General features: G+C 43.3%; 18 protein-coding genes. 7 read left to right on the top strand and 11 right to left on the bottom strand.

Annotated features, from left to right (window positions below; translation table 11 throughout):
* Positions 1–175: 175 nt before the first annotated feature.
* From thiS to JMX89_RS12340, 4 genes are all read right to left on the bottom strand, one after another.
* A complete protein-coding gene (gene thiS, locus JMX89_RS12355; RefSeq protein ID WP_011512598.1) occupies positions 176–376 on the bottom strand; it encodes a sulfur carrier protein ThiS in 201 nt (66 codons plus the stop codon).
* 111 nt (positions 377–487) lie between these two features.
* A complete protein-coding gene (locus JMX89_RS12350) occupies positions 488–856 on the bottom strand; it encodes a DUF423 domain-containing protein (RefSeq protein ID WP_201530492.1) in 369 nt (122 codons plus the stop codon).
* A 65-nt stretch (positions 857–921) separates the two neighbouring features.
* Positions 922–1,785: an RNA polymerase sigma factor RpoH gene (gene rpoH, locus JMX89_RS12345; RefSeq protein WP_011512600.1), complete on the bottom strand. Its 864-nt coding sequence runs from the start codon at positions 1,783–1,785 to the stop codon at positions 922–924.
* A gap of 241 nt (positions 1,786–2,026) precedes the next feature.
* Complete coding sequence (locus JMX89_RS12340; protein WP_201551701.1) at positions 2,027–2,494, bottom strand: sulfurtransferase TusA family protein; 468 nt, start codon at positions 2,492–2,494, stop codon at positions 2,027–2,029.
* A 409-nt stretch (positions 2,495–2,903) separates the two neighbouring features.
* On the opposite strand from JMX89_RS12340, the gene JMX89_RS12335 reads away from it, so the two are divergent.
* A complete protein-coding gene (locus tag JMX89_RS12335) occupies positions 2,904–4,565 on the top strand; it encodes a M48 family metalloprotease (RefSeq protein ID WP_201551699.1) in 1,662 nt (553 codons plus the stop codon).
* A 74-nt stretch (positions 4,566–4,639) separates the two neighbouring features.
* Here JMX89_RS12335 and JMX89_RS12330 read toward each other — a convergent pair whose 3' ends face one another.
* Both JMX89_RS12330 and rpsU read right to left on the bottom strand, forming a co-directional pair.
* The gene (locus JMX89_RS12330; protein ID WP_011512603.1) at positions 4,640–5,089 is read right to left on the bottom strand and encodes a GatB/YqeY domain-containing protein; all 450 of its coding nucleotides are present in this window, start codon (positions 5,087–5,089) and stop codon (positions 4,640–4,642) included.
* Positions 5,090–5,280: 191 nt separating this feature from the next.
* Complete coding sequence (rpsU, locus tag JMX89_RS12325; RefSeq protein WP_010195908.1) at positions 5,281–5,496, bottom strand: 30S ribosomal protein S21; 216 nt, start codon at positions 5,494–5,496, stop codon at positions 5,281–5,283.
* Between the two features lie 392 nt (positions 5,497–5,888).
* On the opposite strand from rpsU, the gene JMX89_RS12320 reads away from it, so the two are divergent.
* The 4 genes from JMX89_RS12320 to JMX89_RS12305 all read left to right on the top strand — a co-directional run bounded on the left by JMX89_RS12320 (position 5,889) and on the right by JMX89_RS12305 (position 8,444).
* Positions 5,889–6,275 (top strand): hypothetical protein, encoded by a 387-nt coding sequence (locus JMX89_RS12320; protein ID WP_020442592.1) that lies wholly within the window; start codon positions 5,889–5,891, stop codon positions 6,273–6,275.
* 66 nt (positions 6,276–6,341) lie between these two features.
* Positions 6,342–6,857 (top strand): c-type cytochrome, encoded by a 516-nt coding sequence (locus JMX89_RS12315; RefSeq protein WP_201530489.1) that lies wholly within the window; start codon positions 6,342–6,344, stop codon positions 6,855–6,857.
* 96 nt (positions 6,858–6,953) lie between these two features.
* Positions 6,954–8,012, top strand: coding sequence for a tRNA (adenosine(37)-N6)-threonylcarbamoyltransferase complex transferase subunit TsaD (tsaD, locus tag JMX89_RS12310; RefSeq protein WP_201530488.1), 1,059 nt, complete (start codon positions 6,954–6,956; stop codon positions 8,010–8,012).
* A 60-nt stretch (positions 8,013–8,072) separates the two neighbouring features.
* Complete coding sequence (locus JMX89_RS12305) at positions 8,073–8,444, top strand: CrcB family protein (protein WP_201530487.1); 372 nt, start codon at positions 8,073–8,075, stop codon at positions 8,442–8,444.
* 73 nt (positions 8,445–8,517) lie between these two features.
* Here the strand turns inward: JMX89_RS12305 and JMX89_RS12300 are convergent, their stop codons facing one another.
* The 4 genes from JMX89_RS12300 to potA all read right to left on the bottom strand — a co-directional run bounded on the left by JMX89_RS12300 (position 8,518) and on the right by potA (position 12,427).
* Positions 8,518–9,408 carry a LysR family transcriptional regulator gene (locus JMX89_RS12300; protein ID WP_201530486.1) on the bottom strand — a complete coding sequence of 297 codons (891 nt, stop codon included), beginning with the start codon at positions 9,406–9,408 and terminating at the stop codon, positions 8,518–8,520.
* Between the two features lie 102 nt (positions 9,409–9,510).
* A complete protein-coding gene (gene potC / locus JMX89_RS12295; protein ID WP_201530485.1) occupies positions 9,511–10,341 on the bottom strand; it encodes a spermidine/putrescine ABC transporter permease PotC in 831 nt (276 codons plus the stop codon).
* Positions 10,341–11,219: a spermidine/putrescine ABC transporter permease PotB gene (gene potB / locus JMX89_RS12290; protein ID WP_201530484.1), complete on the bottom strand. Its 879-nt coding sequence runs from the start codon at positions 11,217–11,219 to the stop codon at positions 10,341–10,343. Before potB ends, potC begins: the two co-directional genes overlap by 1 nt.
* A complete protein-coding gene (gene potA, locus JMX89_RS12285; RefSeq protein ID WP_201530483.1) occupies positions 11,219–12,427 on the bottom strand; it encodes a spermidine/putrescine ABC transporter ATP-binding protein PotA in 1,209 nt (402 codons plus the stop codon). Before potA ends, potB begins: the two co-directional genes overlap by 1 nt.
* Positions 12,428–12,877: 450 nt before the next feature.
* Here potA and JMX89_RS12280 point away from each other — a divergent pair, with 450 nt between their 5' ends.
* Positions 12,878–13,516 (top strand): carbonic anhydrase, encoded by a 639-nt coding sequence (locus JMX89_RS12280; protein WP_149408929.1) that lies wholly within the window; start codon positions 12,878–12,880, stop codon positions 13,514–13,516.
* A gap of 96 nt (positions 13,517–13,612) precedes the next feature.
* On the top strand, positions 13,613–14,179 hold the full coding sequence (gloA, locus tag JMX89_RS12275; RefSeq protein ID WP_201530482.1) for a lactoylglutathione lyase: 567 nt from the start codon (positions 13,613–13,615) through the stop codon (positions 14,177–14,179).
* Positions 14,180–14,259: 80 nt separating this feature from the next.
* On the opposite strand, the gene JMX89_RS12270 is transcribed toward gloA, so the two are convergent.
* On the bottom strand, positions 14,260–14,730 hold the full coding sequence (locus JMX89_RS12270) for a c-type cytochrome (RefSeq protein WP_011512614.1): 471 nt from the start codon (positions 14,728–14,730) through the stop codon (positions 14,260–14,262).
* Between the last annotated feature and the right edge of the window lie 360 nt (positions 14,731–15,090).

Below are 15,090 nucleotides of genomic sequence, written 5' to 3'. Positions count from 1 at the left end.
GATCCAAAACGTCAATTACATCAGCTAAAACAATGGGTTAAACAGGAACTGAACTAGTTATCTAGGACAGCCCCTAAATTTTAAAAGGAAAGGGTTGTAAACGTTAGGTTTTACAGTGTGATTTTCTAAAATTCTATGTATCAAAAACGACTATCTATTTCAATGGTTAGAAACCTTAGCCACCGCCTACAGCCTGTACTACTTCAATAGTCATGCCTTCAACAATATGTAGCTTATCAAGCTCACTTTTAGGAATCAGTTCACCATCGACTTCTACCGCATAACGACCGTTACTAAGCCCAAGCTCATTGACAACCAATTGTACCGTTTGATGAGTCGTCTGTAACTTCTTACCATTGACACTAATATTGCTCATAAATCGTACTCCCTAATAATCCAAAATTCCTATTTAGCCTTACTATTTTCACTACTACCAACACTAACGTAGCTGAATAAAATAAGATTATTTCTTACTAAAATCAATCAATCAGCTATTTGTTAAGCGTGCTGAAGATAGCGCAAGCCATAACCAACCTGCAATCATCAGCACACCGCCAATAGGCGTAATGGCACCGAACCAACGTGGCGCGCCAAGTGTCATGGCGTATAAACTACCCGCAAAAATAATGACACCAATTTGTAATAACCATGCGGCGGTTTGGGTTGCATAGTTTAAGCGAATAAGGATACCAACAAGTAATAATCCAAGCGAATGGACAAACCAATACAAGGTTGCCGTCTGCCACCATCCTAGCTGTTGAGTGTTGACCATAGCTTTGAGACCATGCGCGCCAAACGCGCCTAAAGCAACGGCGATAGCCATATTGATCGCCGCGATACTTATCCAATTGAACATGGTTGTACTCGTATTGTTGAATAAATGCTTACTAGGCAAAGACATTTGTCTTACTGATAGGTAAATTATTGAATATCATCAGGCAAAATCACACTGTCGATGGTCATCGCTTCACGGATTTTATCCATGGCGTTTTTCTCAATTTGGCGTACGCGCTCAGCAGAGATAGAGTAGACCGCTGCCAACTCATGCAGCGTTGATTTTTGCTCAGATAACCAGCGCTGCTCGACAATATCACGTGAGCGATCATCCAAGGTTTCCATTGCAGCAATCAAGGCTGATGAATTATTCTCTTCCCAGTCAGATTCTTCGACGATTTCGGCAGGGTCAATGCCATCTTCCAAAAATAACTGCGGCGCATAACGTCCATCGTCATCGTCACTTGATTGCGCCTCAAATGACGCATCATAAGAGGTCAGGCGCGACTCCATCTCAAGCACTTGCTTACGAGTAACGTTTAAGTCATTGGCAATCGCATCGGCTTCTTCGAGGGTCAACTGATTGTTGGTCTTTTTTAAACTACGTAAGTTAAAGAACAGCTTACGATGCGCCTTGGTTGTGGCAACTTTTACAATACGCCAGTTACGGATGACAAATTCATGAATCTCTGCTTTAATCCAATGCACTGCAAATGATACTAGACGTACGCCTTTGTTAGGATCAAAACGCTTTACCGCCTTCATAAGTCCCAAATTACCTTCTTGGATCAAATCTGCTTGCGGTAATCCATAGCCTGAATAGCTGCGGGCAATATGAATGACAAAACGCAAATGCGACATGACCAGTAAACGCGCCGCTTCCACATCGCCTTCATCATAATAGCGATGGGCAAGCTCTTGCTCTTGCGTCGGAGTCAAGATAGGGATTTGGTGCACGGTATTAATATAAGCACCCAAATTCACCCCAGGTGCGGACAAATGCGTCGGCATGGCAGGTACCAAATCACGGGTACTGGTATCGCCAAGCGCGCTGGCATCATAAGGCGGACGCTCAGCTGCCGCTTTCAGTGCTGCATCGCGCGCTTCGTTTATTTCAGGAACAGCGCTGTCTTTTTTACGGTTATTTGCAGCGTTAGTAGTGGTATTAGCCATATTCTTGACCTTGGTTAAATAGATAAGCAAACAGTCAGATAAAAATCTTTATAGTTGTAATTGTAAAGGATAGCGACGCTTAGTTGCTATCAGTTTTGGTAATGATAAAGTGATATATTGTATCAACAGAATATTTAGATTGGCTAGCGCTCAGTTCTCCACTGTCTGATACGGTGGCTTGATTAATACTAAGCAATAGCGGGTTCGTGGCTTTTGTTTGTAAGCTTTGCTGACAAAAAGCCATAATGTCAGCTTGAGAATTTGGGTCAGTTGCCACAACGTACAATGACTCCCCAGAGACGACTCTGCGTAATGCGACCTTAGTTTTTAACAGTGGCATCGGGCAGGCAAGTCCGCGACCATCGACCATATCTTTGATAACAAGTACTGGTTTACTCAAGTCTGTTTTGTCAGTTAAGTTGATGTCATCTGTTGGTAATAAGTCTAGGAGCTGCCTGATTGATTGCTGCTCGCTCTTAGACACAGTCTCTCCCAAACATATCGGATAAGAGGCTCGTACCATGATGGATGGACTATCAGCAGACATAAAATAAACCTTTAAGGTGGCTAATATTAAACCTTGTGTTTCAGTCTAATGCTTAGCATTGCAATATTTATGGATAATACTATCTTAATACAACATGGCGATTGTGCTGCGACGCTGACGGTTTTATAAGCAACCATTATAGCAAATTGCCTGTATTCAATTGCAGTTGAATATAGTCATCATCGCGTTTGATCAATCAGAACAACTGAGTAGTATTGATCTTCGTATTTTTATATTAGACTTATCTAATAGGTTCACATAACCATGTTGCGCAATAGTGACGCTCTGCGGAGTTATTAGTAGCGACTGGCAGACGGCAATTGACCTTCAATAGACAAGCTCGTATAGTCAAAGCACGTTATGATTATACATATAGGGTACGCACTTGGATTATTCTAAAAGACAATCAATGGTTGATAAGCCGCTAATAAATGCACGGAATAAACGTGCTATCACTCACTATGCAAGCAGACAGACAGGGTTATTTTCTAAGCAGGTAAACCATCATCTGTCGCGATCACTTGCGATAAAATTAGCACTGTCAACGATACTATTGGCCTGTACAAGCGCCGCCTATAGCAAAAGCCAAGCTGTGCCATTGAGCTATGATTCATGGCAAACCACTAACACAGAAGAGCTAAGTTTGCCCAGTTTACGCGGGCAAGGGCTGAGCTTTGATGAGCAATATCAAAATAAATTGCTTGGTGAATGGTCATTAAGAAACATCAATGGTCGTGTAAAGATGGAGCATGACCCTTGGATTCAAGAAACGGTCAAAGAACTAACATGGCGGCTCAATGCCCAAGCACGCCAGCAAGCACCGCTTGGTTTGGTCATTATCGATAACCCAAGTATTAATGCATTTGCGGCTCCAGGCGGCGTAATTGGTCTTAATACCGGCACTATATTGGCTGCAAACAGCATGGATGAGCTGGCAAGCGTTGTGGCTCATGAGGTCGCGCACATCAGTCAGCGTCATTATGAAAGCGGCGCTGATGAGCGCAAAAAAGCCTTGCTGATGCAAATAGGTGGCATGCTCGCCGCGATTGCTGCATCGACCGTCGATGGTGATGCGGCAGCAGCAGTGATGATGGGTAGCCAAACTGCCACGATGAATAGCAGCATGGCGTTTAGTCGTAATAATGAACGTGATGCTGATCGGGTCGGTATGCAAATCATGAACCAAGCTGGCTATGACCCACGGGCGATGCCGCGCTTCTTTGCGACCATGAACCAAAAAAGTCAGATGAATCAAATCGCCAATCAGTTTTTGCCAAGCTTTATCCGCTCTCATCCACTGAGCAATGAGCGCTTGAGCGAATCTCAAAGCCGCGCGCAGCGTTATAATACGCTGCCGTTAAATCAACAGCAGCGCCATCAAGCTTTGTTTGATTTACTTTATTGGCGCGTACAAAGTACCGGAAAGCATGCTTCAGAGACTGCCTTGATGACTGCGGCAAAAAACAGCGTCGGGGCAAAGCTTGCGCTGATGCACTGGTATGGCGAGCAACAGCGCTTTAAAGAAGCAGACGACTTGTTTGTCGAGCTGTCTGCATTGCCGGTCGCAAAGCGCCAAGTACTTGAACCGTTATTGTCCATTACCCAAAGCCAGATTTTGACGGAACAAAATAAATGGCAACAAGCTGCTGAAATATTAGAGAGCCAGCAGCGGCTCTATCCTGAGCGCCGTGACTTACGACTTTATCTGGCGGAAGCCTTGACCAATAGTAATCAGCCAACCAAAGCCCAAGCCTTACTCAAGCCGTTAACCGAGCAGCAACCAAGTGATCGCTATGCGTGGCAAAGTTTGCAATTGGCCAATGAAAAATTGGCAAAGACCACCAATTCTGCACCGCTAAAAAGTATTGCTACTATTAATGCACTACGCTACCGCAGTCATGACCAACTATGGAGTGGAAGCTACGAGCGCGCGCTGACTTCTTTAACGCAAGCCAAAAAATTGACAGAAAATTTGCAAAATACGGCTCAAGCCAATAGCGCTCGTCCACTACTTGCCAATATCAATGCCGAAATCAAAGCCGTAAAAACCGCCAAAGATTTTAAGCCTTAGGCGGTTCTCTGATAACTAAATGCTATAAAGCGCTATATAGAAAAAGCGTTGATTTTATCAATATACTGTAGCGATTAACCTTGTAGCGCGTCTTTGACCAGCTTTGAGATTAAGGCAGGGTCAGCACGACCCGCGGTTTTCGTTTTTAATATACCCATCACGCTACCCATATCACGCATTGACGTTGCGCCTTGCTCAGCGATTTCTGCGTTTACCAAGGCAGTAATTTCCGCATCATCCATCTGTTTTGGCATATATTCATTGATAATATCAATCTCAAACTGCTCTTTGGTCGCCAAATCATCACGACCGTTTTCGGTAAAAATAGTCAATGACTCATGACGCTGTTTGAGCTGTTTTTGTAATATTTCCAAAACTTCGGCATCATCAAGCTCTATTCGACGGTCAATCTCAATTTGTTTGATAACCGCTTGTACGTTACGCAGTACTTTGACCCGTTCAATCTCACGTGCTTTCATAGAGACTTTGATGGTGTCAGTTAGCGTCTGTTTAATTTGGCTCATTGTTGTTATTCCTTATGATTATAGGTAAAAAGTTTGTATAAAAAGTCTACTAATCAGAACAAGCTTTATAATAGAAAGTGTTAGAACCAATGATAGTAATAACAAAAATTGTAGCATAAAAAACGCCACTGATATCATCGGATAACAGTGGCGTTAGTGTAGCGCTGGTACTTAGCTAATCGAATTATCGATTAGTACATACGAGTGGTACGAATAGTTTCGCGTTGTAATTTCTTTTTATAACGCTTTACTGCAGCAGCTTTTTTGCGCTTGCGTACTTGCGTTGGTTTTTCATAAAATTCACGCTTACGTACATCTGACAATACGCCAGCTTTTTCACAAGCACGTTTAAAACGACGGATAGCGATATCAACTGGTTCGTTTTCTTTAACCTTAACTGCAGGCATGAAGACTCCTCGATTAGGATGAGATATAAGGGCATTAGTTTGGCTGTGTATTAGTATTTAGCCGTAATATCTCAAGATTACTGGCATCAGCTCAAACTAGGACAATCTTGCGCAATAGCACAAGGGCGCCTATTTTAATAAAAAATCGCAATAAAGTCAAAGGCTTTTACTTATTAATCTATAACTATCATTAAGTTGCAAACTGCTGCCAGCAATAAGGGTCGTAAGTCATTTATAGCTAAACGTTCTTTAGGAAGGATAAACGGGTTATTTACTAAATAGTATCAGTATAAATAAAAACCCTACTGTCTATAACGGTTTAGGCCAAGTTTATGCTATGATAATTTGCATAATATCAATCGTTTTATGTGCACTTTATTAAGGATGTTGGAATGAAAAAATCAGTACTCAATACGGCGCTAAGTACAGCATTTATTGTCGCTCTTGGTTTTGGTGTCAGTGCTTGTAGTAGTGAGAAAGAAGGTGAAGAGTCAGATCACATTTTAGCCGTCGATCGTGTTGATGAGGCAGCAGAGATTGCTCGCGCGAATGCACCTGCAGCAGAAAAGATGGATTTCCCAGCAACAGCGCCAATGCCAGCAGCTGATGCGACAACAGATGCGACGATGAGTACTGAAGAAGGGGCTGTCGCAGTAGAGGGAACAGCAGCTGATGCAACGGTAAGCGCCGATAGTTCTGATACCGCTGTGGCGACTGCCGATACTGCCAATAGTACTGAAGTGCCGGCGACGGATTCAGCTGAACCTGCAACCAATTAATCCTGCTTGAAGGCAGTATTCAATAATGAGCGGTGTCACTAACCATCTATAGATGAGGAAACAACCATGACTGTTAAACAAGCTGTAATAAAGAAAAAATCAGTTGTTAAGTTAGCGCTGTCTGGTCTAAGTCTTAGTGTGTTATTGACACTTAGCGCCTGTAGCGGTGGTGACAACACTCCCACTGATGAGCCTGCGGTGGTTAATGAAACCGAAGCTGTGGTTGTGGAGCCAGCAGCGCCTGCTGAAGCTGAGCCTGTCGTTGAAGTAGAAACAGTTGAGGCGTCAGAAGTAAAAGCGGAAGAAGTAAGTGCTGCCGCTGCTGAGCCTGAAGTGTTGGCTGCTGATGCAGGTGCTGCATTGTATGAAAAACAATGTAAAGTCTGTCATGAAAAAGGTTTATTAGCCGCGCCAGTATTCGGTAGTAAAGAAGCGTGGGCACCACGAATCGCAAAAGGTATCGATACACTACATATGCACTCTGCCAAGGGCTTTAACAAAATGCCTGCGCAGGCAAGCGCTGAAGTCAGTGAGGCGCAAGTTCATGCGGCTGTTGATTATATGGTTGCTGCAGCTAGCTAAATATTATTGATTGAAATTTGCTAAACTGACCGCCATTGTAAGCTTACAGTGGCGGTTTTTTATTCACGCTACAAGGCAAAATATAAAGGCACATAGATGAAAGTATTGGGTTTAGAGACCTCTTGCGATGAGACGGGTCTAGCGATTTTTGATAGCGAGCAGATAACGAGCGATAATAAAGGTCTGCTAGGGCAGGTACTGTATTCACAAATAGAGCTGCACGCCCTTTATGGCGGCGTGGTGCCTGAGCTTGCTAGTCGCGATCATATCCGTAAGTTAGTGCCTTTATTTAATGAGCTTTTGCAGCAATGCAATATCACTAAAGATGAGATTGATGCCGTCGCTTATACCAAGGGTCCGGGGCTTATCGGCGCCTTGATGACGGGTGCATTGTTTGGTCGTAGCTTGGCTTATGGGTTAGATATTCCAGCGATTGGTGTTCATCATATGGAAGGGCATCTATTGGCACCGCTGATGGGTGCGAATCCACCAGCGTTTCCGTTTGTCTCGCTACTGGTTTCTGGTGGGCATACGCTACTCATTGCTGCGCATGGTATTGGTCAATATGAAATCCTTGGCGAATCCATTGATGATGCGGCAGGTGAGTGTTTTGATAAAGCGGCGAAGATGTTGGGTTTGCCATATCCGGGTGGTCCTAATATCGCTAAATTAGCGGAAAGTGGCAATTCGGATGCCTATAGTTTACCAAGACCAATGTTACATCGTGGTTTGGATTTCTCTTTTAGCGGTATGAAAACGGCAGTGCATAATCTGATTAAAGATACCGATGGTTCAGGGGGCTCAGGAAATGGCTCTGATAGCGACCCGAAAGTTCGCGCCGATATTGCCGCCAGTTTTCAGCATGCCGTCGTTGATACCTTGGTGAAAAAATGCGTCAAAGCGCTTAAACAGGTCGAGATGAGCCGATTGGTTATTGCAGGCGGTGTCAGTGCCAATATTCATTTGCGTGAAACTCTCGAGCGAGAGCTTGCTAAGATAAATGCGACCGTACATTATGCACCTCCTGCTTTATGTACCGATAATGGTGCGATGATTGCGTATGCGGGCTACGAGCGTTTGCAAGCGGGTCAAGCAGATGATTTGGCTGTCAGCTGCGTGCCACGTTGGCCAATGACTGAGCTGCCAGCGGTTTAAATTATCGTCACTAATAAGCGAATATGTATTATAGTAACTTTCACCTGATAAGGATGATTTATGCAGTGGCTTGCGATTGGATTAGGTGCTGCCATTGGCGCTTGCCTGCGAGGGTGGTTGGCACGTTTTAATCCGCTGCATCACTGGATACCACTTGGGACGCTTGGCGCCAATGTTTTAGGTGGGCTATTGATAGGGCTGGCCTTGGTGTGGTTCGAACGTGTGGGCAGCGGTTTGTCTCCCAATATTAGACTGTTTGTAATTACTGGCTTTTTGGGTGGTTTGACGACTTTTAGTACCTTTAGCGTTGAGGTATTTACTTTTATCCATAATGGCAAACTGCTTGCGGGCTTAGGGCTGATTGGGCTACATGTGGGGCTGACGTTATTAGCAACCGCAATTGGCTTTTATTTCTTTAAGTTGATTTTATAATAATAAAAATGCAGCAATAAAAAAGAGCCATATTAATTTTTTAATACGGCTCTTTTTTTAGTGATAATTACTTCTAGACAGGTTTTACGATACCTTCTAATAAACTGGCAAACCCTTGCATATAGGCAGTCTCTTGGCTCGAGGTGCGCGTTGCCGCATAGAGCTGACAGTAGACGCCGCTACCTAATGGGCGCGAAACTACCCAACCTTTTCTCTCATATTCAGCGACAACCCAGTCGGGGAGTGCTGCTACGCCGCGTTCACTAGCAACCAACTGAATCAACATAGCGGTTAGCTCGGTGGTACGCATACTTTTAAAGCTGACTTGTGCTGGCGTCATAAAATTGGCAATAATATCAAGGCGCTTGGCCTCTACTGGATAAGCAATCAAGGTTTCCTCAACCAAATCCTCGGGGCACACAAAGCGCTGCTCCGCCAAATCGTGAGTAGGTGAAAGTACTAGACGACTTTCATATTCAAATAAGGGCTGATAACTGATACCTTCTATCGGCAAATTGCTAGTGGTAATGAGCAGGTCAATATCACCTTCCATCAATAAATGATGCGGCTCGGGCTCAAAACCAGTAGCAAAATCTAGCTCCACATCTGACCACTCACGGCGATAATGATTGAGAATCGGCATCAGCCAATCAAAGCAGCTATGACATTCAGACGCCAAGCGCAATCTGCCTGCTTGACCATGGGCTAAGCGTTTTAAGTTTGACTTGGTGCGCGTGACCTGAGGTAAAATGCTGTCAGCGAGTGCCAATACCGTCTTGCCAGCTGGCGTAAAGGTCAACGGACGCGTCCGGCGATTGACTAAACTGATATCGTAATAATTCTCTAGCTCTTTTAACTGATGGGAGACCGCAGAGGCGGTGACATGCAGCTCATCGGCGGCAGCAGCCAATGAGCCATGTGCTCGTAGCGCAGTTAGCGTATTAAGATGACGAAGCTCTAGCATAAAATGACCTAACCACTGAAGTGAAAAAGAAATAAGGTATAGCAGATAGAAGCATTACACCTGTTATACCGATAGGCGAAACTGATTAGAGCAATATTAATATCAACGTCGACGTAGCAATAACTGTGAAATCACAACCAGAATTAAGGAAGCAACCAGCAATATCGTACCAATGGCATTGACCTCGGGTTTAAGACCCACACGTACCATAGAATAAATACGTAGCGGCAATATCTCATAGCTAGGACCAGTGACAAAGGTCGATACCACCACATCATCGAGCGATAAGGTAAAAGCAAGTAGCCAACCAGCCATCACTGCCGGGAAAATCACTGGAATCAAGACCGTACGCACCATCATAGACTCGCTAGCACCCAAATCTCGCGCCGCTTCCATCAAACGCTCATCCAAACTACTTAAGCGCGCAAAGACGGTTATAACGACAAACGGCAAACAAAACGTAATGTGCGCCAATAATAGAGAGACAAAACCCAGTTGTAGCCCAATTAATAAAAACAGTGCCAGTAGCGATATTGCTAAGACAATCTCAGGCGACATCATTAGCACAAATAACAAGCCATTTAGCAGCCCTTTACCACGAAAGTCATAGCGATGTAACGCCAGTGCGGTCAGTGTACCGATGATGGTTGAGACTGTAGCGGCAACCAAACCTAATAAAATCGAATGCCAAAAAGCATCTAACATTGCCTGATTATTAAAGAGCGACTCGTACCACTTTAAACTAAAGCCGCCCCAATTATAGCCAATTTTTGACTTATTAAATGACATCACTACCAAGACGATGATAGGTAGATATAGCAAGGTATAAATCAGACCAAGGTAGCCTTTGGCGACGATATTGCCAAACCTTATGGGATTTTTGTTTTTCGGCGATTTATTATTTGTTGAGCTATTTAGTGAACTATCAGACATTAGGCCACCTCACTAAAGTCAGTCTTGCCAATACGGCGGCTACTGGCGCGATAGGCAAGCAATAATATCGCCATAGCAAGCGTCAATAGCACACTGGCGGCCGCGCCAAATGGCCAATCACGGGCATCTAAAAACTGATTCTTGATAATATTTCCAACGAGTAAGTTGCGTGAACCGCCCAAAATATCGGCAACATAAAACATACCCATTGCTGGTAATAGTACCAACAGCACCCCTGAGATAATACCAGGTGTCGTTAATGGTAGTACCACATGCCAAAAGGTTTGCGGTTTCGATGCGCCCAAATCCTGCGAGGCAAGCAGCATATCATTGCGCAAATCGCTAAAGACGGCATATAGCGGCAGCACCATAAATGGAAACAATAAATAGGTTAAACCAGCAATCACAGCGCCTTGGGTATACAAAATATCAATCGGCGCATCAATAACGCCTATGGCTAATAAGGATTTATTAATTAACCCGTTATTGGCAAATAATAATTTAAGCGCATACGTCCGTACTAAAGAGTTGGTCCAAAATGGCAATATCAGCATGAGCATTAACAAAGGCTGCCAACGTTTGCTGAAGCGTGAGACAAACCAAGCAAAAGGATAGCCGAGTAGTAAGCAGATTATCGTAGTAATGCCTGCCATCCATAATGAGTGCACGAAGACATCAAAGTACAGCGGATCAATCATACGCACGTAGCTGTCGATACTGATAGGTAAGCTGATAAAAGCCGTGCTATCACGGGTCAGAAAACTGACTGCAATGACCAATATATTGGGTAATAGCGCAAAGATAAGAAGCCAACCCCAAATCAGCCATAGCGTTGCCGTACGAAAAGGGCTTTTATTGCTGATGCCAGTATGTGCCATTAGTGGATATCCTCTTCTGGCAATACCCATTCCCAACCATCGACCCACGATACTTTTACGCCCTCATTAAGCTTATAGTCAAAACTTGGGTCATCCTCATCAAAAAATTCCGATGCTTTAATCACATGACCATTAGCCAGCTCAATAATAGAGTCTAAAGTACTGCCTTTATAATTGCTTTCGATAACGCGCCCTAATAAACCACCATGGGTGTTGTCAGTCGGATCATAAATCCGCAAATCTTCCGGACGTAGCAATAAATTGACGATATCACCGACTTGGACATCGTTGGCAAAATCGGGTCGACGCAGATTACGTAAGGTCGTCGGACCCTCTTGCGCTTGGGCTTCGCAGACCTCGACTTCAATCCGCCCATTGGTCACGCGCCCATCACGATCGGGCTGCTCAGGATAAACGCCTTTGACTTCCGCTTTAAATAAGTTGGTCTCACCGATAAATTTGGCAGTAAATAAATTGGCAGGGGTTTCATAAATTTCAATTGGCGTACCAATTTGCTGAAATCTGCCGTCTTTCATTACCGCAATGCGGTCTGACATCGACAGCGCTTCTTCTTGATCATGGGTGACAAAGACAAAGGTAATGCCAAGCTCACGTTGCAGACGTTTAAGCTCAGATTGCATTTGCAAACGCAGCTTATGGTCGAGCGCCGATAAGGGTTCATCGAGCAATAGCAGTTTAGGACGATTAATCACCGCGCGTGCAATCGCTACGCGCTGCTGCTGACCACCAGATAAATCCTGCGGGCGACGATTGGCTAAATGCTCTAGCTGCACCATCGCTAGCATCTCACTTACCCGCGTTTGAATCTCATCTTTAGGGATTTTTTTTAGCTTTAGACCATACGCCACATTTTGCGCGACAGTCATATGCGGAAATAGCGCATATTGCTGAAACACGGTATTGACCGGACGTTTATCAGCGGGCAAGCCTGCCATCTGTACGCCATCCAAATAAATCGCCCCTGCGTTTGGCTGCTCAAATCCTGCAATCAGTCGTAGTAGAGTGGTTTTACCACACCCTGAAGGACCGAGTAAGGTAATAAACTCACCATGCTTGATGTCAAGATTGATGTCTTTTAAGACCTCAGTATTATCATAGGTTTTCTTTAGACCGGTCAGTTGTAGCAATACCTTATCAGCGTTTTCTGATGCAGGAGTAGTCGGCGGCGTTAAAAGTGATTCGGTCATAATGATTCCTAGATTTCCGACATACATACTAAAGTATCAGTGGCAGTCTGAACGCTGTATACGTTAGATACGATGATTTAGTATGTTAAAGCGATGAGTTTAACGGTGATTGGTCGCAGGCTATTATAACAAACCTTCGCTACAAGTCAGCGCAAGTTCTTTACAGGTTGGTTGAGCCCTATAGTGATCTTGGAATAGCAATTAAAGATGAGTCTACACTTTGTTAAATAGACTAAGTAACCACCCTTAAATTAAATAATTTTTACCATTTTTTTGAATTTATTCCTATACAATTGGTTTGCGTATGATAAATATAGAGTGACTTATAAAAGTAAGAACTTAAGTGAGGTTTGCTTAAAGCGCCAAACGATATCGAAGACTTAGACTCTATGACAGGATAGTTATAGAGCAATTTACTATGTTAACCCGTTAAATTATCAAGGATTTCTTATGCCTAACAATACACGCCCTAAAACAGGTCAGGAAGCACTGGAGCTGCTTAAGCAAGGTAATATACGCTATGTAGACAGCTTGACCAATACCGATCCCTGTATGCAAAGGCGTCCAGAATTAATCAAAGATCAAGACCCTTTAGCGATTATTTTGGGTTGCTCGGACGCACGGGTACCGGTTGAGATCGTTTTTGATCAAGGTTTAGGCGATTTATTTGTCATACGCGTTGCAGGTAACGTGGTAGCTCCTTCACAAATTGGTTCGATCGAATTTGCTGCTGAAAAATTCAATACTAAACTGGTCGTAGTGCTTGGACATTCGCATTGCGGCGCTGTCACCGCCTGTGTTGAAACATTAATCAATCCTGAGCAAAACTACTCACCAAACCTACAATCTATCGTCGACCGTATCCGTCCAAGTGTCTATAATCTGCATGAACTTGCGACCGCTAATGGGCAAGATGTGGATGCAGACGAGCTGGTTGATCGCTCTATACGTGCAAATGTGCGTATGTCGGTCAGTCAATTAAAGCATGGCTCGCGTGCGTTAGAGGATTTAACCAGTAGTGGTCAGCTATTGATCGTTGGTGCCGAGTACGACTTAGAAACAGGTAAAGTGCGGTTTTTAGATGCTTAATAGTGTTCTATAAAGGCTATGCTAGAAAGACTAAGTGTTATAGGTATGATCATTTAATCTATTAGTGATTAAAAATATTTACATATAGGAATAATCATGAGTAATGATACTTTTAACAACGACCATTCAATACAAGAGCAACCTGAAAGCAGCGTAAAGGCTAATGGCGTACAGCCTATCTCAGCGCAGACGACAGGTTATACCTTTAACCATACGATGCTGCGTGTTAAAGATCCTGTGAAGTCTTTAGCGTTTTATACTGGTGTCTTAGGTATGACGTTACTGGCAGTCAAAAAATTCCCAGCCATGGGTTTTGATTTGTACTTTTTAGCCAAGCTGACTGAGAGTGAACGTGAAAACTTGCCGTCAGGTAATGATTTAGAGATTTTTGCCTTCCGTCAGCGTGGCATTTTGGAATTGACTCATAACTATGGTACCGAGACAAAAGCGGACTTTAGCTATCATGATGGCAATCAAGAACCACAAGGGTTTGGTCATATTTGTTTTAATGTACCTGATCTCAATGCAGCGGTAGCTTGGTTTGATGAAAACAATGTCGAATTCAAAAAACGTCCAGATGAAGGCAGCATGAAAAATATTGTCTTTATTAAAGATGTTGATGGTTATTGGATTGAAATCGTACAAGCAGACTTGATGGCTTAATTGATTCATAAGTTAAGCGAATAAAAAAGCCACCTTATTGTTTGATAGGGTGGCTTTTTATATTGCTAAAGGATTCTTATTTAGTCTTTTTCGACTTGGAAATCCGTATGGCAAGATTTACAGCTGTCGCCAACAGGTTTAAAAGCTGGCATCACATCGTCAATGCTAGTTGCTGTCTGTGCAGCAGCGCTTAGCTCAGCAGTGACCTTTTGGAAATTCTCTGCTTCAGCTTTAAAGCCATCAACATTTGACCAAACCTCTGCTTTGGCATTGCCAGCGGCGTCTTTATTATTAAAATGGCTCCAAGGATTTTTAGACTCTTCTGCTAAAAATGCCGCCTGCTCTTTGAAAACGTCAGCATCAAAAGTATCCGGCTCTTTTGCCATGCCACCCATAACCTTCATTGCATCACCGAAGTTCTTCATGATGTCCTGACGAGCTTTGACATCAGGGTCTACTGGTGTACTACAAGCCGTCAGTCCTAAAGTGGCTGCCATCAAAGTAATAGCAAAGATAGATTTTAATGATTTTTGATTCGATACCTGAGTCATGATTCGTGCTCCTTTTTACGTTGCTAATAAAAAGGTGGCGTAGCATACGCATGCTCGTCACCTGATTAAATGGCTACTATTAAAATAAATTTTATCCGATATTTTTAATATATTTTCTTTATCAACATTCGAAAATACTGTTTTTCATGATGCTTAAATTACGTACTATCCTATATTAAACAGCAAGCGGCTTAAGTAGCATAGGGCGAAACCGTGAGTTTTTGTAAAATAGATTAAATATTCTCATAAATTGGTTTTAAATAATCGCTTTCGCTAAGCTTAGTATAGTCAATCCACAATAAAACTGGAACAACCCATATCATAAAATAGTTTAGGTAGATTATTCTCCATCCAACCTTG

The sequence above is a fragment of the Psychrobacter sp. DD43 genome (assembly GCF_904846555.1).
Taxonomy (GTDB): domain Bacteria; phylum Pseudomonadota; class Gammaproteobacteria; order Pseudomonadales; family Moraxellaceae; genus Psychrobacter; species Psychrobacter cryohalolentis.
The sequence above is the reverse complement of the archived record's forward strand: the minus strand, read 5'-3'. Positions and strand labels throughout refer to the sequence as shown.